Genomic DNA, 19,290 nt, shown 5'->3' on the forward strand with positions numbered 1-19,290 from the left:
TCATGGCAGCACTGAGCATTCGCGCCCTGTCCAAGCGCTACGCCAATCTCGAGGTGCTGAAGGGGATCGATCTCGACATCGAAAGCGGCGAGTTCACGGTGCTGGTCGGGCCGTCCGGCTGCGGTAAGTCCACCTTGCTCAACATCGTTGCCGGGCTCGATCATCCGAGCGCGGGCACCGTCGAGATCGGCGGGCGCGTCGTCAACGACGTCCCGCCGAAAGACCGCGACATCGCCATGGTGTTCCAGTCCTACGCGCTCTACCCGTCGATGACGGTACGCCAGAACATCACCTTCGGCATGGAATGCCGTCACGTCCCCAAGGCCGAGCAGGAGAAGGCGGTCGCGAACGTCGCCAGACTGCTCCAGATCGAGCCGCTGCTCGGCCGCAAACCCTCGCAATTATCCGGCGGCCAGCGCCAGCGCGTGGCGATGGGCCGCGCGCTGGTGCGTGATCCCCTGCTCTTCCTGTTCGACGAGCCGCTGTCCAATCTCGACGCGAAACTGCGCGTCGAGATGCGCATGGAGATCAAGCGACTGCACCAGCGCATCGGCGCGACCATCATCTATGTCACCCATGACCAGATCGAGGCGATGACGATGGCGACGCGGATCGCCGTGATGCATCGCGGCGTGGTGCAGCAGTTTGCCGATCCCGATACCGTGTACCGCTATCCCGCCAATCTGTTCGTCGCGCGCTTCATGGGTTCGCCTCCGATGAACACCATGCCGGCGCGGCTCGAGGCAGACGCCGGCGGGCCCGTGGTCGTGATCGGCGCGGGGCGGCCGGACGAGGTTCGTCTTCGTCTACAGGGATACGATGCGGCAGCCCCCTATCTCGGCCGCGAGGTGGTGTTCGGGATCAGGCCGGAATGCATCGCGGAGGGCAACCGCGTGTTCTCCGCCGATGCGCCCATCGTCGTCCACGCGCCGGTGGAGATGGTCGAGCCCACCGGCGCCGAAACCATCGTGCTGCTGCGGCTCGGCGGCGAGTCCGCGCTGGCGCGCATCACGCCTGACATCCGCCCCCCGCCAGGGATGGCGGCGCCCTTTGCGCTCGATACGCGCCGTATCTGCCTGTTCGACCCCGAGACGGAGCGACTGATCGCATGACAAAGACGAGCTATTCCGGACTTGCTGACCGCGTCGTACTGATCACCGGCGGCGCCAGCGGCATCGGGGCCGCCTTCGTGCGCGCCTTCGCGGCCCAAGGAGCGCGCGTTGCGTTCCTCGATGTGGACGAAGCGGCCGGCCGCGCGCTGGTCGCAGAGGTGTCGGCGGCATCGGACACCCCACCGCTGTTCGTGCCCTGCGATCTCCTGGACATCGACGCCTTGCGCGCCGCGATGACGCAGGTTCACGGCGCGCTCGGCGACGCCGCAATCCTCGTCAACAATGCCGCCAACGATCAACGCCAGGTGCTAAGCGAAGTGACGCCCGCCGAGTTCGACTGGACGATCGGGGTCAATCTCAAGCACGTCTTCTTTGCCGCGCAGACCGTCGTGCCGCAGATGCAGGCGCGCGGCGGCGGCTCGATCATCAACATGTCGTCGATCGCCTGGATGCGCGGCGCCCCGGCGCTCCCGGTCTATGCCGCGGCCAAGGCGGCGATCGTCGGGTTCACCAACTCGCTGGCCCGGTCGGTCGGCCCCGACCACATCCGCGTCAACGCGATTGCACCGGGCATGGTCATCACCGAGCGCCAGCGCCGGCTGTGGTATCCGGACGATCAGGTCATCGCCGAGATGCGCTCGCGCCAGGCCGTTCCGGATGCAGTGACGCCGGAGGACATCGCCAACATGGCGCTGTTCCTCGCCTCCGACGAAAGCCAGCGCATCACCAGCCAGTGTTTTCGGGTCGATGGCGGCCTTGCCTAGGCTGTGCAGACGAATTCGTCTTGGTCCGCGTTGCTCTCTGAGGCAGACGTCGAGCAAACATTGAGGCTGGTCGCCTTTGGGCCAATAGGCGGACATACCGACGTACTGAATTGCCCGTTATTGCACTGTCAACCCTCCCGGAAGGCGTGTAACCTTCTCGTGCCTACCTAAGCGCGCTCGACCACAAGCTGCGAACCGGAAGGAATCGTTCAGATGTTCACGAAACGCGATCTGCTTCGCTCTGCTGCGATGACCGCACTCGTCGCCACGACGGCGATGTCGACCCCAGCACTTGCCCAGGACAAAGCCGGATGGCCCAGTCTGTTAGAGGCCAAGGACATCGCCGAAGAAGGCTTCATCTACGGTCTACCGCTCGTGATGTATTATGCAGTCATGCAAGAGTTCGCCGTTGACAAGAACTCCGGACAGTTCAAAGCGCCGTTCAACGAAATCAACAGCCTGCACCATGTCGCCACGCCTGAGGATACGGCCGTCATCACGCCCAACAGCGACACCCCTTACTCGTTCATCTGGCTAGATTTGCGTGCCGAACCGATGGTTGTCTCGGTGCCAATGGTGGAGAAGGATCGCTATTACGCGGTCCAACTCATCGACGGCAACACCTACAATTTTGGCTATATCGGCACTCGCGCCACGGGGACCGAGGGTGGCGACTATCTGGTGGTCGGCCCCGACTGGAAGGGTGTAGCACCCACTGGGATCAAGAAGGTGTTTCAATCGACGACGCCGTTCCCGCTCGCGCTTATCCGCACTCAACTCTTCAACCCCGGCGATATGCCGAACGTCGAGAAAATTCAGGCCGGCTACAAGGCCCAGTCGCTTTCCACGTTCCTTAAGCAACCCGCCCCGTCCGCCGCCCCGAAGATTGATTTCGTTTCTGCCAACACCGCCGGGATCAAGGACAACTTCTTCCAGTATCTCGATGCTGCCCTGCAATACGTCCCGGAGACGCCAAGGGACAAGGCGATCCGCGCGAAACTTGCGAAGATCGGCATCGGCCCTGGCAAGACCTTCGAGTTCAAGGACTTATCGCTCGAACACAAAGCCGCAATCCTGGTGGCCATGAAGCAGGGCGACGACAAGGTCGACAAATGGTTGGCCAGCGGAAACAAAAACATCAATGGCTGGAACGTCGGCTCGTTCTTTGGCGATGAGGCGTTCTACAACAGCGATTGGGTGATGCGGGCTGGGTCTGCCAAAGGTGGTCTCTTGGGCAACGATGCCGTAGAAGCATTGTACCCCTATACCCGAACCGACGCGGCAGGTGAGCCGCTCGACGGTAGCAAGCACAAGTACGCAATCACCTTCGTACCCGGCCAGTTGCCGCCAGTGAATGCGTTTTGGTCAGTGACGATGTACGATGGCAAGAGCCAGCTTTTGGTCAAGAACCCGATCAATCGCTACCTCATCAACTCCCCAATGTTACCAGCGATGAAAAAGGACGCAGACGGATCGCTGACGCTGTACATTCAAAAGGAAAGCCCGGGCGCGGATAAGGAGGCAAATTGGCTTCCAGCACCGGATGACAAAATTTATCTCGTGATGCGCCTATACTGGCCTAAACCTACGCCACCTTCGATACTACCGGCGGGCGAAGGGACGTGGCGGCCCCCCGGCGTGAAAAGGGTCTCATAGAAGACGCAGGTCGCGACGTCCTCCTCCGATCGTTGCGATGATATCGGTTCTCGTGTTGTCCGCTTCGGGTCCCAAGCGGCCCTCAGCGCACATCGCCGTGAAGGTCAGCTAGCAGCCAAAAGCAGACCTCCGGGTCTTGGCACGATAGCCGTCCGCCTCGATATCGCGGACCAATCGGCGCCTTGCAGCAGTTCAGCCTGGAAGGCCTTTCCTGATCCGGCACGCGCAGGATCGCGCCCCAGCAGGTCGCCTGCGGAACTCACCCGCAATGGTGGGGCGCTTAGCAATTCTGGATTCCACGACCTGTCGAAATGCGACGGTCCAGATCAAGGATGACGGCTGGCGAGCCCACTGATCTCGCTGCCTGCCGGGTCGTTCGGCTACAGGACGACCGTATCCCGTCGAACAGGGTCGCCTAGATCGTCCTGAAAACCATGTCGGCGCGACCAGCTCAAGCGCCCCCCGCGAAGCATGTGTGTTCACTCCTGTAAATTGTGCTCCTGGCCACCTGCGTGTGAATGCATTCACAGACCGAGCGACGCTCTGGATGTATATTCCTGGAGACACACGCGGAAAGCTGCCCCTTCGGATCGAGCCGCCAATCTGAGGAGTAACGCACGGTGCAGAATAGCTACCTTTGTCTCGTCCTCGGGACGCTTAGCTTCACGCTCGCGTCGATTTCGCCAAATGCCGCTTCAGCGTTCGAAGATGTCAATATGGGGTCGGCAATCAGCGTCGAGGGCGGACATATTGTGGCGAGGTGGGACACAAGAGGCTTCCATCACTACAACATCCGCTGGTCGGCGAATGGCGGGCCCGAAAAGCAAGTCGAGCGCGCTGGTGACAAGAGCTTCGTTTACCTAACCCCTTACCAGCCCGGCGTCCTCTATTCGATTTCTGTTCAAGGCTGCGATAAGAACTTTGCGAGCAGCTCGAAATGCACAAGCTGGGACGGTGCATCATGCGGCAACCCGCGCAATCCATGCACTGGCCCAATTCCTATGCCGATCAAAAGCCGCGGCGGGCTCTGCCTCGACGTCGATGCGCCGAACCAGCGTGTGAATGGTGGACGGGTGCAGGTGTGGGCCTGCAACGGCTCGGACCAGCAACTCTGGTCGATCAATGGCGGCCGCATCGTCAGCCTTGCCGGAAAGTGCCTTGATGCAAATCTTCCGGAGATCCACAAGAACGGCGGCAGAATCCAGGTGTGGGACTGCAACAACAGCGCGCAGCAGAACTGGCGGCAGAACAGGCTGGAACTGCGCAATGGTGGCGGCAAGTGTCTCGACGTTCATGCACCGATGCTGCATCAGAACGGCGGGATCGTGCAGCTTTGGCAGTGCAACGGCACAATCCAGCAAAGCTGGAGCCAACCGGGCTTGTTGTAGAGCCTTTTCCGCAATTGGACGATCAGAACAAAGTCTAGCTCGCTCACCTTGTCTTCCGCATCGTCGCCAGCACGATGTCGGCCGCCAGCACGCTCGGTGACTTGTTGCCGGTCGACATGATCCGATCGAGCTGGGCAAACGCCTCGACCTGCTGCCGCCGCAGCGGGGAATCCGTCAGCACGTCACTCAGCGCCGGTGCCAGCTTCTCCGGCGTGCAGTCCTCCTGCAGGAACTCCGGAATGACATCCCTGCCGATCACGAGATTCGCAAGGATCACCGAGGACACGCGGATCGCGCGACGCAGGATGAAGGCCTCGATCGCGCCGACGCGATAGGCCGTCACCATCGGAATCCCCGACAGTGCCAGTTCCAGCGTCACTGTGCCGGATTTGGCCAGCGCCGCACGCGCGACGCGGAACACGGCGCGCTTCTCGTTTTCGCCGGTCACGACCCTTGGCTTGACCGGCCAATTCGCGATGCCTTCGCGGATGGTGGCTTCGAGATGCGGCATCGTCGGCAGCACCAGTTCGAACGCGCGGCCTTCGGCCTGCAAGCGGCCGAGTGTCGCGCCGAAGACGTCGAGGTGGTGCCGGACCTCGCTGCGACGGCTGCCGGGCAGTATCAGCAGCACCGGCGGCTGGCCATCGCGGCGCGCCTGCTCCTCCGCATTCGGCCGCAGCGAGGGCAATTGCTCGACCAAGGGATGGCCGACATAGCTGCAGGGCGGTCCGCCGAGCTTGCGGTACTCCTCGGGCTCGAACGGCAGGAGACCGAGTACATGGTCGACATAACCGAGCATGGTCCGCGCCCGCCCCGGCCGCCACGCCCAGAGTTGCGGGGAGACGTAATCGACGACTGGAATCGCCGGATTCTTCGCGCGCACGCGGCGGGCGACGCGATGGGTGAAATCGGGGCTGTCGATGATGACGAGCGCGTCCGGCGCGGCCTCGGTCACGGCGTCGGCCGTCTCGCGGATCAGCCGCAGAATTTTCGGCAATTGCTGCACCACCGCGGCGAAGCCGACGATCGACAGCTCCTCGATCGGAAACAGCGATTCGAGCCCCTCGCGCGCCATGGTCCGGCCGCCGACGCCGACGAATTGCACGCCATCGCCGAGGCGCTGGCGCAGCACCTTCATCAAGGCGCTGCCGAGCCGGTCGCCGGATTCCTCCGTGGCGATCAGGAAGATCTTGCGCTTGGGATCGCGCGACTGCATCACGCCGGCAGACCGATGACGAAGAGGTATTTCGCGTCGGCCAGCGCGATCATCGCCTGCGGCTCGGCGGCGATGGTGTTGCCGGCGATGACGGCGAGGCCCGCAAGGCCGGCCGCCGCGACACCTTCGAGAGTGCGCGGGCCGATCGTGGGCAGGTCGAAGCGCAGATCCTGGTTGCTCTTCGGCGCCTTGACCAGCACGCCGCGGCCGGCGGCCGCGCGAATGCGCCCCTCCTCGCGCAGCCGTGCGACGCGCGCGAGCAGCGCGTCGGTGCCCTCGATGTCCTCGACCGCCACCACGTGGCCGTCGATCACCACCGCAGCCTGGCCGATATCGAACGGGCCGAGCGCCGTCAGCACCGCGCGACCGCGCGCGATGTCGGTCTTGCTGTTGTCGTTCGGCCAGGCGCGACTGATGCAGCCCTCGGGCATCAGCAGATCGGGCGCGACGTCCTTGATGCCGACCATGCGAAAGCCACCCTGCTCGAGGATGCGGCCGACGCCGGACAGCAGGTGATCGTCGCCGCCCCGGAAGGCGCGGATGACGTTGCCGAGCAGGCGCAGCGTCGTGACGTCGAACCTTATTTCGGTCAGCGAGGGCCGCACCAGCGTGCCGATGAAGATCAGGTCGCGGCAGCCCTCCTCGCGGAATAGCCGCATCGCGCGGCCGAGCTGGCCGACCGAGATCCAGCGATGGCGGAACTTCTCCACCTGCGCCGGATCGCAGGCTCCGCGCAGCGGAAACAGCACCGGCGTGATGCCGCGGGCGGCAAGCGAGTCGGCGACCGCGAACGGCATCGCGCCGCCGCCGGCGACGATGCCGACCGGAGATGCAATCTCCGACGCCGAAGATGTCATGTCCGCGGCCATCCCCGGATCACTTTCCGAGGGCGGGAAGACATAGCGGACGCTTGCCCTTGCCGATGAAGTCGAGAATTTCGGCGATCGCAGGATCTTCGCCCGCGAGCGGCCTCGATGCCTCCAGCCGCTCGGCGAACGTGCCGGGGCCATGGAAGAGCTTCTGGTAGAACCCGCGCACCGTCGCCAGCCGCTGCTTGGTGAACTTGCGCCGCTTCATGCCGATGATGTTGAGGCCTTCCAGCACCGCATACTGGCCGTTGACCAGCCCGAACGGAATGATGTCGTCGCGCACGCCACAGACGCCGCCGACCATGACCTGCGGCCCGATGCGGGTAAATTGGTGCACCGCTGACAGCCCGCCGATGAAGACGAAGTCACCGATCTCGGCGTGACCGCCGAGCGTCGCCGAGGTCGCGAAGATCACGTCGTTGCCGACATGGCAGTCATGGCCGACATGGCTGCAGTTCATGAAATAACCGCGGTCGCCGACCGTGGTGATGCCGCCGCCGGCGACCGTGCCGGCATTCATGGTCACGGACTCACGGATGGTGCAGCCCGAGCCGATCGTGAGCCTGGTCAGCTCGCCCCGATAGGAGAGCGACTGCGGCGGCGTGCCGAGCGAGACGAAGGGGTAAATGGTGCAATCGTCACCGATGGTGGTCTGCGCCGTGATGTGCACGTGACCGATCAGCTTGCAGTTCTTGCCGATCACGACGTGGGGGCCGATGATGCAGAAGGGCCCGACCTCGGTGCCCTCGCCGATCACGGCGCCGTCCTCGACCCGCGCGGTAGGATCAATCTTACTCATCAAGCAATCTGACTCATCAAGAAGGTCTGATTAGGTGTTGAAGTCGCTCAACTTTCCGGTGGTTAGCGCGACTATGCCCAATCTGTCCAGTGACGTATCATCTCGGCGTGTTTCAGGCACCGGATGAGCCGGCCGTCGCAGCACCTCAACGCGTTCATGTGGAGCTTGAAGTCATCGTGGTCAGGGCCCTGGCAATCCTGCTCGCACAGCTGGCGACCGCGCCGATCGTGTCCGAGAAGGTCGAGACCGCCGAACATCGCGTCGTCGATCTCAAGACCTTCGAATGCCGCGACATCACCCGCAGCACGGTGCTGCAGCGGGTCTGTTACGACCCCGCGCAGCAACACCTTATCGTCGCGGCGAACGGCGCCTATGACCGCTATTGCGGCGTGACGGCGGACACTGTCGAGCGCCTCCTGGGCGCCCCGTCGATGGGCCAGTTCTTCAACCAGACTATCAAGCGGGATGTCACGACCGGCCGCTACGCCTGCCCCGGTCGCCACGCGTACCGCGCGCGAGAGCGCGTCCTGCACAGCTGATCTCGCTCCGGGTCCCTTCGCTCGAAGGCGCTTTAGTCCGTCAGCATGGCGCCGACGTCGGCTTCCGCAACCACCTGCCCGTTGACCTTGGCGTCGCCGTGAAACCACCACATGGCCTTGCGGCGGCCGAGCGAGCGCATGTGATATTCGATGGTGTCGCCGGGCAGCACCGGCTTGCGGAACTTGCACTTGTCGATGGTGAGGAAATAGACCGCCCGCGGCTTGTCGGTGCCTTCGACCGACTTGATGCCGATCACGCCCGCGGTCTGCGCCATCGCCTCGATCATCATGACGCCGGGATAGACCGGCCGCTCCGGGAAATGCCCCTGGAAGGCCGGCTCGTTGAAGGTGACGTTCTTGATGCCGATGCCGCTATAGTCGGCGCGGATGTTGATCACGCGGTCGATCAGCAGCATGGGAAAGCGGTGCGGCAGGGTCTGGAGGATGGCATTGATGTCCACCAGCTCGAACTTGACAGGTGATTCCTCCGTCATTCCCGTTCCTCATTCTTCGGATCAGCCCTGCTGTCGCGTACCAAGCGCTCCACCGCGATGATCTCCTTGAACCATTGTTTGGTCGGCTTGGCGAAAAAACCACCCCAGCGGCCGCCCGGCGGGATGTCGTCCTTGACGCCGCTCATCGCGGTCACCTGGGCACCATCCCCGATCTTGAGGTGGTTGTTGATGCCAACCTTCGCTCCAAGTGCCACGTTGTCGCCAATGGTCAGGCTACCCGCGAGCCCGATCTGGGCCGCCAGCAGGCAGTGCCGGCCGATCGTAACATTGTGGCCGATCTGGACCTGATTGTCGATTTTCGTGCCCTCGCCGATCACGGTATCGCGCAAGCTGCCACGGTCGATCGTGGTCCCGGCGCCGACCTCGACATCGTTCTGGATCAGCACCCGCCCGGTCTGGGGCACCTTCAGATGGCCCTCGGGGCCGAAGAAGATGAAGCCATAGCCGTCCTGGCCGATCGAACAGCCGGGATGGATCAGCACGTTGTTGCCGATCAGGGCGCACTGGATCGCGGTGCGCGCGCCGACATTGCAGTCCCGGCCGATCTTGACGCCGGGCCCGATCACCGCCCCGACGCCGACCACCGTGCCGCTGCCGATCTCCACATCCGGACCGATCACGGCCAGGGGATCGACGATCACGCCGTCCTCGAGCCGGGCCGAGGGATCGATGATCGCCGAAGGCGCGATGCCGTCATTGCCGACCCAGGATTGCGGCCTCAGCGCTTCGCCGTGCCATTCCCGCGCGATCCTGACGAAGGCCCGGAACGGCTGCGCCACCCGCAGCACGGCCACATGCGCCGGCACCTGGGCCTCGAAGCGCGGGCTCACCAGGCAAGCGCCGGCCTGGGTCGCCTTGAGCTCGTCGGCGTATTTGAGGTTGTCGAAGAACGCCAGATGCATCGGGCCCGCTTCGTCCAGCGAAGCCAGGCCCGTGATGATGTGGCCGCCCCTGGCGGGATCGACCAGTTGCGCCTTGGTCAGCGTGGCAATGTCAGCCAGCGTCGAGGCAGGCGGCTTTGTGAAGAAGGTCGGCTGCGCCATTCCACCCCGTCGCGGTCCGGCTTCGGCATGAAGCGGTCAAGCCGCATCATGCCTTGTCTCACGGATTGAGCACGATCTTTTTGAGGACCGGCCCCAACCGGGGGCCGGCTCATGCCGTGCTGATCGAATTAGAACGTGGTGCCGCCGCCGAACCGGAATTCCTGCGTACGGTCGTACTTGCCCTTGCTGAGCGGCACGGCGTAGTCGAAGCGCAGCGGACCGAACGGAGACTGCCAGATCAGGCCGACACCGACCGACGAGCGGATGACCTTGCTGTCGTCATAGACCAGGCCGGTACAGGTTCCGGTGCTCGATGGATTGATCGTCGAGGGGATACAGCCGGGCGCATTGACTTCGTTGGTCGTGGTCCAGCTCGTCGGCCCTTTATAATCGTACAGGCCACCGGCGTCGGCATAGACAGCACCCTTCAGACCCACTTCCTTCGGCAGGAACCAGAACGGCATCTGCAATTCGAGCGAAGCGCCCCAGTACTTGGTGCCGCCGAGCGCGTCCTGCGTGCCAAAGGGATTCAGGTCGCGCGGGCCGATGCCGTTCGGGGCAAAGCCGCGGACGAGGTTCGGGCCCATCTGGAAGTGGTCGAGCATGCGCAGGTCGCTGCCGATCTTGTTCAGCATGCCGCTCTGCAGGCGGACCAGGCCGACGATGTCCGACACCAGCGGAGCGTAATACTTCGCATCGATCACCGACTTCAGATAGGACACGTCGCCGCCGACGCCGGCGAAATCCTGACGGAAATCGACGAGCAGACCGTCGGTGGGGTTCTTGTTGTTGTCGAGCGTGTTGTAGGTGAGCGTGTAGCCGAGCGCCGAGGTCAGGGTCTTGCCGTTGGCAAGCTCCTTGCGCACGGGCAGCGAGGCTTCGCCGTCCACGTAGCAGCCAAGGCCGTTGGTCGCGCCGAAGTTGAAACCGCTAGACGCGATATCGGCGGCGCCTTGCGGTGTGTTGGCGTACGCCGGAGACGGATTGAACGACGGACCAAGGTTGTTGTTACAGTTCGCCAGGTAGCTCGGCAGCGTGATTTCCTGCTGATAGATCGAGTAGCGCAGCTGCAGCGACAGATCTTCACGCAAGGAGAAACCGAGGCGCGGCGAGAAGCCGAGCGTCTTGGTGCCGTAGGAGATGTAGCTGTTGGACAGCTGCTGGCGCTGATAGAGGTCGAGGCCGAGCGCGACGCGGTAGTCGAGCAGATACGGCTCGACAAACGACAGCGAGTAGCCGCGTGCATACTGTCCGTAGGTCACCGCTGCCTTGGCGAACAGGCCACGGCCGAGCAGGTTGCGCTCGGAGACCGAAACTTCGGCCAGCGCGCCGTCGGTGGTGGAGTAACCGCCCGAGATCGAGAAGTCGCCGGTCGATTTCTCTTCCATGTCGACGTTCAGGACCACGCGATCGCTCGACGAGCCGGGCTCGGTCGTGATCTTCACGCTCTTGAAGTAGTCGAGGTTCTTCAGGCGCCGCTCGGCACGGTCGACCAGGGCGCGGTTGTAGGCATCGCCCTCGGAGATGTCGAACTCGCGGCGGATCACGTAGTCGCGCGTGCGCGTGTTGCCGCGCAGGTTGATCCGCTCGATATAGGTGCGCGGGCCTTCGTCGATGTTGAACACGACCGAGACGGTGTGCGCCTCGAAATTGCGGTCGCCGCCGGGCCGGACCACGGCAAAGGCATAGCCGCGGCGCGAGGCCTCGATCTGCATTTCCTCGACCGACTTCTCGACCGATTCGACGTTGTAAAGCGAGCCGGCCTGGACGCGCGAATAGCCGCGCAGCGAGGTGGGATCGAAGTTCGGAATGCTGGAGCGGAAATCGACGGCGCCGACGCGGTACTGAGCGCCTTCCTCGATCTTGAAGGTGACGTTGAAGCCCTTCTTCTCCGGATCGTATTCGGTAAGCGCAGCCACCACCTGAACGTCGGCGTAACCGTTCTTGAGATAGAAGCGGCGGATCAGGTCGCGGTCGGCTTCGACGCGATCGGGATCATAGATGTCGCCGCTGCCGAGAAAGCTCAGCAGGTTCGATTCGCGCGTCTTGATGACGTCCCTGAGACGGTAGGACGAGAACGCGACGTTGCCGACGAACTCGATCGACTTGACACCGGTCTTGGCGCCCTCCTCGACCGTGAAGATGAGATCGACGCGGTTGTTCGGCTGCTCGATGATCTCGGGCGTGACGCGCACGTCGTAGCGGCCGGACCGGCGATAGATTTCGGCGATTCGCAGCGTGTCGGACTGCACCATGGCGCGGGAGAAAGTGCCGCGCGCCTTGGACTGGACTTCAGTGGTGAGCTGCTCGTCCTTGATCTTCTTGTTGCCCTCGAAGGCAACCCGGCCGATCACCGGATTTTCCACCACCGAGACGACGATCTGGCCGCCGGCGCCACGGTTGATTCTCACGTCCTGGAACAGGCCGGTCTCGATCAAGGCCTTGAGGCCGTCGTCGATGGCGCCTTGATCCAGGCGGCCGCCCGGACCGGGCTTGAAATAGGAGCGGATCGTCTCGACCTCGACCCGGCGATTTCCCTCGACGGAAATCGACTGCACGGTCTGAGCGAGCGCAGACGAAGGCACAAAAACAGCCCCGACCGGGGCAACCACCGGCGCGCCGAACATGATCAGGGTTGCGAGCAAGCCCCCCCGGAGTCGCAGTCCAAACTTCATCGCGCAACGCGCCCTTATCATTCCGAGCCAGACCCAACCCCAACGCCGGTCCGGAGATTCCCCAAGTTCAGGGCCGCTTGTAGCCAATTTCACCGACGCCGCAAACGGCCGAAAGCGTCGTAATTTCAATTTCATTCCAAGACGTTGCTCAACAGCAACGCCACAAAAAAGCCTCCATCAGGATGCGGCCATCCGCAGGATGTCGTTGTAGGTCGCGAACACCATCAGCATCAGCACCAAACCGAGCCCGATTCGGAAGCCCATCTCCTGAGTCCGCTCCGACAGGGGCCGGCCGCGGACGACCTCCGCCGCATAGAACATCAGATGGCCGCCATCGAGCAGCGGGATCGGGAACAGGTTCAGCAGGCCGATCGACACCGACAGAACTGCGCACAAATTGATCACGAACTGGAACCCGGCGCTGGCCGCCTGCCCCGACATCTTCGCGATGCCCAGGACGCCGCTGACCTCGTTGGGATTGCCGTTTCCGGCGAACAGCGAGCCCAGGAACTTGAAGGTGCTGGTGATGATGAACCAGACCTGCTCGACCCCGATCTTCAGCGCCTCGCCAACGCCCACCGGGGTGCTCGACGCCTCACCGGCCTGTGCCTTGTGCTCGATGCCGAGCACGCCGAGACGGTGGCTGTTGCCGAACGGATCCTTACGCTCGAGCAGCGCCGGGGTTGCGGTCAGCGAGACGATGGTGCCGTCCCGCTTGACCTGAAAGGCAAGCGCTGAACCCGCATTCATCGCAACGATTCGCTGCATGTCGGCAAAGCTCTCGATCGGCTTGCCATCGATCTGGACGACGACGTCCCCGATCTTGAAGCCGGCCGCAGCCGCAGCACCATCGGCGACGACGCCGTCGACGCGCGCGATCGTGCTCGGCTTGCCGTAATACAGAGCCATTCCCGCGAAAATCAGCGCGCCCAGGATGAAATTGGCAATCGGTCCGGCCGCGACGATGGCGGCGCGCGGGCCGACCTTCTTGTGGTGGAAGCTGCCGGCGCGCTCCTCGGCCGTCATGGCCGCGAGCGTCTGGGACGAAGGGGTCGAGGCCTCGCTCTCGTCGCCGAAGAACTTGACGTAGCCGCCAAGCGGGATGGCCGAGATCTTCCAGCGGGTGCCGTGGCGGTCATTGAAACCGACCAGCTCGGGTCCGAAACCGAGCGAGAAGGTCAACACGCGCACGCCCGCCCAGCGCGCGACCAGGAAATGGCCGAGCTCATGGAAGAACACGACGATCGTCAGGACGAACAGGAAGGGAACCGCGTAGCCGAGGAGCCCATGGCTCAACGTATTGAAACTATGGACAAAAAAGTCGATCATCGAATTCCCTCATCCAGCGCCGCAAGGCCCTGGCCCCGAACCATCTAGGATGCCTTTAAGGCAATTTGAGGCAATAGGGCGGCAGCTCTATTTCGAGCAACATGGTCAACAGAGATTGCATCATCGGCGGATGTCAGAGGCGCCTGGTTACCGCTGCGGATCCAGTCGTCCAGTGTCGCCTCCACCAGCCGGGCGATCGCACCGAACCGGATCTTGCCGGCGATGAAGGCCGCGACCGCGACCTCGTTGGCAGCGTTGTAGACGGTGGTCGCCCCCTTCCCGGTCCGGAGCGAATCGAACGCCAGCCGGAGTCCGGGGAAGCGCTCGAAGTCAGGCGCTTCGAAGGTCAGCTGGCCGATCTTGGCGAGGTCCAGCTTGGCCGCCGGCCCCTTGATGCGATCGGGCCAGCCGAGGCAGTGCGCGATCGGGGTGCGCATATCGGGCGCGCCGAGCTGGGCCACCACCGAGCAATCGGAAAACTCGACCATGCCATGGATGATCGACTGCGGATGAACGAGAACATCGATCTCGTCGGGCGCCAGCGCGAACAGATAGGAGGCCTCGATCACCTCGAGCCCCTTGTTCATCATCGACGCCGAATCGATCGTGATCTTCTGGCCCATGCTCCAGTTCGGATGCTTGAGGGCCTGCGCGAGCGTCGCCTGCTCGATGTCGGCCGGCTTCCAGGTCCGGAACGGGCCGCCTGAGGCCGTGATGATGACACGGACGAGTTCGTCGCGATTGCCCGACGCCAGCGCCTGGAACAGCGCATTGTGCTCGGAATCCGCCGGCAGGATGCAGGCCCCCGCCTTGGCGGCACGCTGCATGAAGAAATCACCGGCGCAGACGAGACATTCCTTGTTGGCGAGCGCGACATGCGCGCCCCGGTCGACGGCGGCCAGCGCGGGCTTCAGTCCGGCGGCGCCGCTGACGGCGGCCATCACCCAATCAGCCGGACGCGCGCCGGCTTCGATCACCGCGCTTTCGCCCGCGCCGCATTCGGTGCTGGTCCCGGCCAATGCAGCCTTGAGCTCGGCGAACTTGGAGGTGTCGGCAATGGCGACGAAACGCGCGGAAAACTCCTTCGCGAGCTTTGCCAGCGCTTCGACATTGCTGTTCGCCGTCAACGCCTCGACGCGGTAGCGCTCGGGCGAGGCGCGCAGCAGATCCATCGTGCTGTCGCCGATCGAGCCGGTGGCGCCGAGAACCGTGACGCTGCGGACGTCGGACGCCGCAAGCCTGTTGTTACGCAATGGGACCGCGCTCATATCCTCACCAAACCATAAGACCGCTTCCGGCGCTATGCACACCATGGCGGAGAAAGCCGATAATCCATGCCATCAGGATGGCGGCGACAAAACCGTCCAAGCGATCCATAAGCCCGCCATGGCCGGGAATTAAGTGACTGGAATCCTTGACATCAAAGCGCCGCTTCACCGCGGATTCGAACAGATCGCCCAGTGCCGAGACCACCGAAAGGATGGCGCTGACGAGCAGCAATGGTGCCATCTTTCCGAACCCGCAAGCCGCAAAGCCCACTGCAACCAGGAGGCTTGCGACGAAGCCGCCCAGCGCCCCGGACCAGGTCTTTTTGGGGCTCACGCGCGGCCAGAGTTTCGGCCCGCCGATGCTGCGACCGGCAAAATAACCGCCGATATCGGTCGCCCACACCACCAGCAGCACGAACATCAGCGCGGTGAAGCCGTTGACGAGATCCTTCCGCACCAGGATCGAGGCCAGCAGCGCCGCCGTTGCATAGGCAAAGCCCGTCGCCGCCCAAACGAACTTGCCGCGCGCGATCAGCGTCACGATCGCGCCGCCGACGAGGCCAATGATGACGGACGTCTTCAGCCCGCCAAAAGCGACGGCGGCCCCCATCATCGCGATGACGATCGTCCCTGCCCCGGTCAGCGCCGCCGAGCCCGCGCCGACCACCGTCAGCCATTCCGCGAACAGCCCGATCGAGACCAGCGTGACGAGCAGCACCCACAGCCAGCCGCCGACATAAGCGATCGCGATGGTCAGCGGCGCCAGCACCAGCGCTGCGAGGACCCGCATCACCAGATTGCTTGGGGCAGGCTTGGCGCCCGCCGGTGCGGAATCTTGTTCGCTCACGAGGCGGTTTTCGCGACCAGGCCGCCGAAACGGCGTTCGCGCCTGGCGAATTCGGCGATCGCGCCTTCCAGCGCCGCCTTGTCGAAATCGGGCCAGTGGATCGGCACGAAGACGAGTTCGCTATAGGCGGCCTGCCACATCAGGAAATTGGACAGGCGCTGCTCGCCGCTGGTGCGGATGATGAGATCGGGATCGGGAATATCGGGCGCATCGAGATGCGCGCCGAGCGTCTCGGCGTCGATCGTGCCTGGATCGCGCTGACCTTCCGCGACTTCGCGCGCCAGCTTCTGCGCCGCCTTCGCGATCTCCTGCCGCGAGCCGTAGTTGAAGGCGACGACGAGTGTCAGGCGCGTGTTTTCGCGCGTCAGCTCCTCGGCCTCGTTGAGCAGTGCGCAGATGTCGCCCTCGAGCCCGTCGCGCTCGCCGATGATGCGGACCTTGACGCCGTCGCGATGCAGGCTTGCCAGATCGTTGCGGATGAAGCGGCGGAGCAGACCGAAGAGATCGCCGATCTCGCTTGCCGGACGCGACCAGTTCTCCGACGAGAAGGAGAAGATGGTGAGGTAGCGGATGCCAAGCTCGTGCGAGGCGCGCACGACGCGGCGCAGAGCTTCGACGCCGCGGCGATGCCCCTCCGCACGCGGCAGGCCGCGCGCGGCCGCCCAGCGCCCGTTGCCATCCATGATGATGGCGACATGCGCGGGCACCTCGGACCGGTCGGGTCCTTCCGTTGCGGGCGCGGCGGCGTTGGACATTTGCGAGGGCCTCAAAGCATGATCCGGACCCGAAGGGCCGCGTAAGCGCAAGGTGCGAAGCGGTTTTCCGAAAAGATCATGCGAAAACGATAACCTAAAGCGCGATGATCGATCATCGCAATTTAGACGGTGAGGATTTCCTTTTCCTTGGCGGCCAGCAACTGGTCGATTTCCGTGATCGTACCATCGGTCGCCTTCTGCACCTCGTCGGCGTGGCGCTTCTGGTCGTCCTCGGACATCTCGTGGTTCTTCTCGAGCTTCTTGAGGACGTCGAGGCCGTCGCGGCGGACGTGGCGCGCGGCGACCTTGGCGGCTTCCGCATATTTATGCGCGACCTTCACCAGTTCCTTGCGCCGTTCCTCGTTCAGCTCGGGGATGCGCAACCGCAGCACCTGGCCTTCGGTCGCGGGCGACAGGCCGAGGTTGGAATCGACGATCGCCTTCTCCACCGCCTTGACCATCGATTTGTCCCAGACCTGCACCGAGATCAGGCGAGGCTCCGGCACGCTGACGGTGGCGAGCTGATTGAGCGGCATGTGGCCGCCATAAGCGTCGACCTGCACCGGATCGAGCATCGATGCGGAGGCGCGCCCCGTGCGCAAGCCGCCAAGCTCGTGCTTCAGCGACTGGATGGCGCCCTGCATGCGGCGCTTCACTTCGTTGAGGTCGAAAGTACCCGTGGGCATCACGTTTCTCCTTCAAGATCCCGGCAACCGCTCCCGCGACCTTCCCTAAAGGCGCGCGACAGATGAGCGGTCAGCCGGCGACAATGGTTCCGTGGCCGACGCCACGCAGAATCGCGCCGATCGAGCCCGGCTCCGCGATCGAGAATACGATGATAGGCAGCGACGTCTCGCGGGCAAGCGCGAAGGCGGTCGCATCCATCACCTTGTAGCCGCCCTCGATCGCCTGTGAATGGGTCAGCCGGTCGAATCGCGTCGCGGCCGGATCCTTCTTCGGGTCGGCCGAGTAGACGCCGTCGACATTGGTGGCCTTCAGCACCGCCTGGGCGCCGATCTCGGCGGCACGCAGCACTGCGGTCGTATCGGTGGTGAAGAACGGATTACCGGTTCCACCGCCAAGCAGCACGATGCGTCCCTCGGCGAGGTATTTGTGCGCCGCAGTGCGGGTGAACAGCTCGGAAATCTCGGGCATGACGAACGCCGACAGCGTACGCGCCGGCGTGCCCTTGCGCTCGATCGCCGATTCCAGCGCGAGGCAGTTCATCATGGTGGCGAGCATGCCCATGGTGTCGCCGGTCGGCCGTGACACACCGCGGGCGGAGACCTCGACGCCGCGCACGATGTTGCCGCCGCCGATCACGACCGCGACCTCGGTGCCGAGCTTGCGGGCCGCAATCAGATCGTCCGCAACCCGGTCGACGGTCGGCTGATCGATGCCAAAGCCTTGCTGTCCCGCGAGATATTCGCCGGACAGCTTGATCACGACGCGACGATAGACCGGATCAGACATGAGCACTTTCCTCGTCCGGGCCCCGCTTCCGGCGGCACGCCGGAAGGAACGTTCCGGCGCTTACTTCTTGCCGCTTGCCGCGGCAACCTCGGCCGCGAAGTCGCTTTCCTGCTTCTCGATTCCCTCACCGAGAGCATAGCGTATAAAGCCCGCGATCTTCAGGGCACCACCGACCTTGCCTTCGGCTTCCTTCAACGCCTGCGCCACCGACTTGCCGGTGTCGTGGATGAAGGCCTGCTCGAGCAGGCAGACTTCCTTGTAGTAGGTCTTGAGGCCGGACTCGACGATCTTCTCGATCACGTTCTCCGGCTTGCCCTGCTGGCGATATTTGTCGGCGAGCACGTCCTTCTCGCGCTTGACGACCGCCGGATCGAGACCGGACGGATCGAGCGCGAGCGGGTTGGCGGCGGCGATGTGCATCGCGATCTGCCGGCCGAGCGTTGCGAGCTCGTCGGCCTTGCCGGGCGATTCCAGCGCCACGATCACGCCCATCTTGCCGGCGCCCTCGACCACCGCGCCGTGGACGTAGTTCGACACCACGCCCTGGCTCACTTCGAGCGAAGCTGCGCGGCGCAGCGTCATGTTCTCGCCGATGGTGGCGATCGCATCATTGATGGCGGCTTCGACCGTGACGTCACCGACCTTGGCGGCCTTGATCTTCTCGACATCGGCGCCGACATCGAATGCGACCTGGGCGATCATCTTGACCAGGCCCTGGAACTGGCCGTTGCGCGCGACGAAGTCGGTCTCGGAGTTGACCTCGACCACGACACCCTTGGTGCCCTTGGTGAGGGCGCCGATCAGACCCTCGGCCGCGACGCGGCCCGACTTCTTGGCGGCCTTGGACAGGCCCTTCTTGCGCAGCCAATCCTGCGCGGCTTCCATGTTACCGTCGTTTTCGGTCAGCGCGGCCTTGCAGTCCATCATGCCCGCGCCGGTCGACTCGCGCAGGTCCTTGACCATCGCAGCTGTGATCGTTGCCATCGTTGAAAATCCTTTGTGCCTGCTGGTTCGCCGCGGCGTGGCATCGAAGCGCCCCGCC

At 63.9% G+C, this 19,290-nt stretch carries 18 protein-coding genes; 5 read left to right on the top strand and 13 right to left on the bottom strand.

The features are described 5' to 3' along the window. The first annotated feature begins 2 nt into the window (after positions 1–2). The 4 genes from CIT39_RS18880 (at position 3) to CIT39_RS18895 (ending at position 4,920) form a co-directional block, all read left to right on the top strand. Positions 3–1,112, top strand: a complete 1,110-nt coding sequence (locus tag CIT39_RS18880) for an ABC transporter ATP-binding protein (protein WP_094977719.1) — start codon at positions 3–5, stop codon at positions 1,110–1,112. After that, positions 1,109–1,876 (top strand): SDR family NAD(P)-dependent oxidoreductase, encoded by a 768-nt coding sequence (locus CIT39_RS18885; protein WP_094977718.1) that lies wholly within the window; start codon positions 1,109–1,111, stop codon positions 1,874–1,876. The genes CIT39_RS18880 and CIT39_RS18885 overlap by 4 nt, the downstream gene beginning before the upstream one ends. A 213-nt stretch (positions 1,877–2,089) precedes the next feature. Next, positions 2,090–3,532 carry a DUF1254 domain-containing protein gene (locus tag CIT39_RS18890; RefSeq protein ID WP_094977717.1) on the top strand — a complete coding sequence of 481 codons (1,443 nt, stop codon included), beginning with the start codon at positions 2,090–2,092 and terminating at the stop codon, positions 3,530–3,532. Positions 3,533–4,152: 620 nt separating this feature from the next. Beyond that, positions 4,153–4,920, top strand: coding sequence for an RICIN domain-containing protein (locus CIT39_RS18895; RefSeq protein WP_140479938.1), 768 nt, complete (start codon positions 4,153–4,155; stop codon positions 4,918–4,920). Between the two features lie 43 nt (positions 4,921–4,963). Here the strand turns inward: CIT39_RS18895 and lpxB are convergent, their stop codons facing one another. From lpxB to lpxA, 3 genes are read right to left on the bottom strand one after another with little or no spacing between them, the layout of a single operon-like run. After that, positions 4,964–6,139: a lipid-A-disaccharide synthase gene (gene lpxB / locus CIT39_RS18900; protein ID WP_094977715.1), complete on the bottom strand. Its 1,176-nt coding sequence runs from the start codon at positions 6,137–6,139 to the stop codon at positions 4,964–4,966. Further along, positions 6,136–6,993 carry an LpxI family protein gene (locus CIT39_RS18905; protein WP_162308576.1) on the bottom strand — a complete coding sequence of 286 codons (858 nt, stop codon included), beginning with the start codon at positions 6,991–6,993 and terminating at the stop codon, positions 6,136–6,138. Before CIT39_RS18905 ends, lpxB begins: the two co-directional genes overlap by 4 nt. A gap of 19 nt (positions 6,994–7,012) precedes the next feature. Further along, entirely contained in the window at positions 7,013–7,804 is a 792-nt protein-coding gene (lpxA, locus tag CIT39_RS18910; RefSeq protein ID WP_094977713.1) for an acyl-ACP--UDP-N-acetylglucosamine O-acyltransferase, read from the bottom strand. Between the two features lie 176 nt (positions 7,805–7,980). On the opposite strand from lpxA, the gene CIT39_RS18915 reads away from it, so the two are divergent. Beyond that, entirely contained in the window at positions 7,981–8,343 is a 363-nt protein-coding gene (locus tag CIT39_RS18915) for a KTSC domain-containing protein (protein ID WP_094977871.1), read from the top strand. A gap of 32 nt (positions 8,344–8,375) precedes the next feature. On the opposite strand, the gene fabZ is transcribed toward CIT39_RS18915, so the two are convergent. The 10 genes from fabZ to tsf all read right to left on the bottom strand — a co-directional run bounded on the left by fabZ (position 8,376) and on the right by tsf (position 19,232). Continuing rightward, positions 8,376–8,837: a 3-hydroxyacyl-ACP dehydratase FabZ gene (gene fabZ / locus CIT39_RS18920; RefSeq protein ID WP_028141522.1), complete on the bottom strand. Its 462-nt coding sequence runs from the start codon at positions 8,835–8,837 to the stop codon at positions 8,376–8,378. Then, on the bottom strand, positions 8,834–9,901 hold the full coding sequence (gene lpxD / locus CIT39_RS18925) for a UDP-3-O-(3-hydroxymyristoyl)glucosamine N-acyltransferase (protein WP_094977712.1): 1,068 nt from the start codon (positions 9,899–9,901) through the stop codon (positions 8,834–8,836). The genes fabZ and lpxD overlap by 4 nt, the downstream gene beginning before the upstream one ends. Positions 9,902–10,029: 128 nt before the next feature. Beyond that, complete coding sequence (gene bamA, locus CIT39_RS18930) at positions 10,030–12,576, bottom strand: outer membrane protein assembly factor BamA (RefSeq protein WP_094977711.1); 2,547 nt, start codon at positions 12,574–12,576, stop codon at positions 10,030–10,032. A gap of 177 nt (positions 12,577–12,753) precedes the next feature. After that, complete coding sequence (gene rseP / locus CIT39_RS18935; RefSeq protein WP_094890509.1) at positions 12,754–13,905, bottom strand: RIP metalloprotease RseP; 1,152 nt, start codon at positions 13,903–13,905, stop codon at positions 12,754–12,756. Positions 13,906–13,949: 44 nt separating this feature from the next. Next, positions 13,950–15,173 (bottom strand): 1-deoxy-D-xylulose-5-phosphate reductoisomerase, encoded by a 1,224-nt coding sequence (dxr, locus tag CIT39_RS18940; protein ID WP_094977710.1) that lies wholly within the window; start codon positions 15,171–15,173, stop codon positions 13,950–13,952. Positions 15,174–15,177: 4 nt separating this feature from the next. Continuing rightward, positions 15,178–16,020, bottom strand: a complete 843-nt coding sequence (locus tag CIT39_RS18945) for a phosphatidate cytidylyltransferase (protein ID WP_094977709.1) — start codon at positions 16,018–16,020, stop codon at positions 15,178–15,180. Then, positions 16,017–16,775 carry an isoprenyl transferase gene (locus CIT39_RS18950; RefSeq protein ID WP_094977708.1) on the bottom strand — a complete coding sequence of 253 codons (759 nt, stop codon included), beginning with the start codon at positions 16,773–16,775 and terminating at the stop codon, positions 16,017–16,019. Before CIT39_RS18950 ends, CIT39_RS18945 begins: the two co-directional genes overlap by 4 nt. A gap of 122 nt (positions 16,776–16,897) precedes the next feature. After that, positions 16,898–17,461, bottom strand: coding sequence for a ribosome recycling factor (gene frr, locus CIT39_RS18955; RefSeq protein WP_094977707.1), 564 nt, complete (start codon positions 17,459–17,461; stop codon positions 16,898–16,900). A gap of 70 nt (positions 17,462–17,531) precedes the next feature. After that, the gene (pyrH, locus tag CIT39_RS18960; protein WP_038949770.1) at positions 17,532–18,248 is read right to left on the bottom strand and encodes a UMP kinase; all 717 of its coding nucleotides are present in this window, start codon (positions 18,246–18,248) and stop codon (positions 17,532–17,534) included. 60 nt (positions 18,249–18,308) lie between these two features. After that, entirely contained in the window at positions 18,309–19,232 is a 924-nt protein-coding gene (gene tsf / locus CIT39_RS18965) for a translation elongation factor Ts (protein WP_094977706.1), read from the bottom strand. Positions 19,233–19,290 lie beyond the last annotated feature (58 nt).

This window comes from Bradyrhizobium symbiodeficiens, assembly GCF_002266465.3.
Lineage (GTDB): Bacteria > Pseudomonadota > Alphaproteobacteria > Rhizobiales > Xanthobacteraceae > Bradyrhizobium > Bradyrhizobium symbiodeficiens.

Bases quoted from the DNA above. Each gene is read 5' to 3' on its own strand.
- CIT39_RS18880 (WP_094977719.1), top strand. From the start codon at position 3: ATGGCAGCACTGAGCATTCGCGCCCTGTCCAAGCGCTACGCCAATCTC.
- CIT39_RS18885 (WP_094977718.1), top strand. From the start codon at position 1,109: ATGACAAAGACGAGCTATTCCGGACTTGCTGACCGCGTCGTACTGATC.
- CIT39_RS18890 (WP_094977717.1), top strand. From the start codon at position 2,090: ATGTTCACGAAACGCGATCTGCTTCGCTCTGCTGCGATGACCGCACTC.
- CIT39_RS18905 (WP_162308576.1), bottom strand. From the start codon at position 6,993: ATGACATCTTCGGCGTCGGAGATTGCATCTCCGGTCGGCATCGTCGCC.
- lpxA (WP_094977713.1), bottom strand. From the start codon at position 7,804: ATGAGTAAGATTGATCCTACCGCGCGGGTCGAGGACGGCGCCGTGATC.
- fabZ (WP_028141522.1), bottom strand. From the start codon at position 8,837: ATGACGGAGGAATCACCTGTCAAGTTCGAGCTGGTGGACATCAATGCC.
- lpxD (WP_094977712.1), bottom strand. From the start codon at position 9,901: ATGGCGCAGCCGACCTTCTTCACAAAGCCGCCTGCCTCGACGCTGGCT.
- bamA (WP_094977711.1), bottom strand. From the start codon at position 12,576: ATGAAGTTTGGACTGCGACTCCGGGGGGGCTTGCTCGCAACCCTGATC.
- rseP (WP_094890509.1), bottom strand. From the start codon at position 13,905: ATGATCGACTTTTTTGTCCATAGTTTCAATACGTTGAGCCATGGGCTC.
- dxr (WP_094977710.1), bottom strand. From the start codon at position 15,173: ATGAGCGCGGTCCCATTGCGTAACAACAGGCTTGCGGCGTCCGACGTC.
- CIT39_RS18950 (WP_094977708.1), bottom strand. From the start codon at position 16,775: ATGTCCAACGCCGCCGCGCCCGCAACGGAAGGACCCGACCGGTCCGAG.
- frr (WP_094977707.1), bottom strand. From the start codon at position 17,461: ATGCCCACGGGTACTTTCGACCTCAACGAAGTGAAGCGCCGCATGCAG.
- pyrH (WP_038949770.1), bottom strand. From the start codon at position 18,248: ATGTCTGATCCGGTCTATCGTCGCGTCGTGATCAAGCTGTCCGGCGAA.
- tsf (WP_094977706.1), bottom strand. From the start codon at position 19,232: ATGGCAACGATCACAGCTGCGATGGTCAAGGACCTGCGCGAGTCGACC.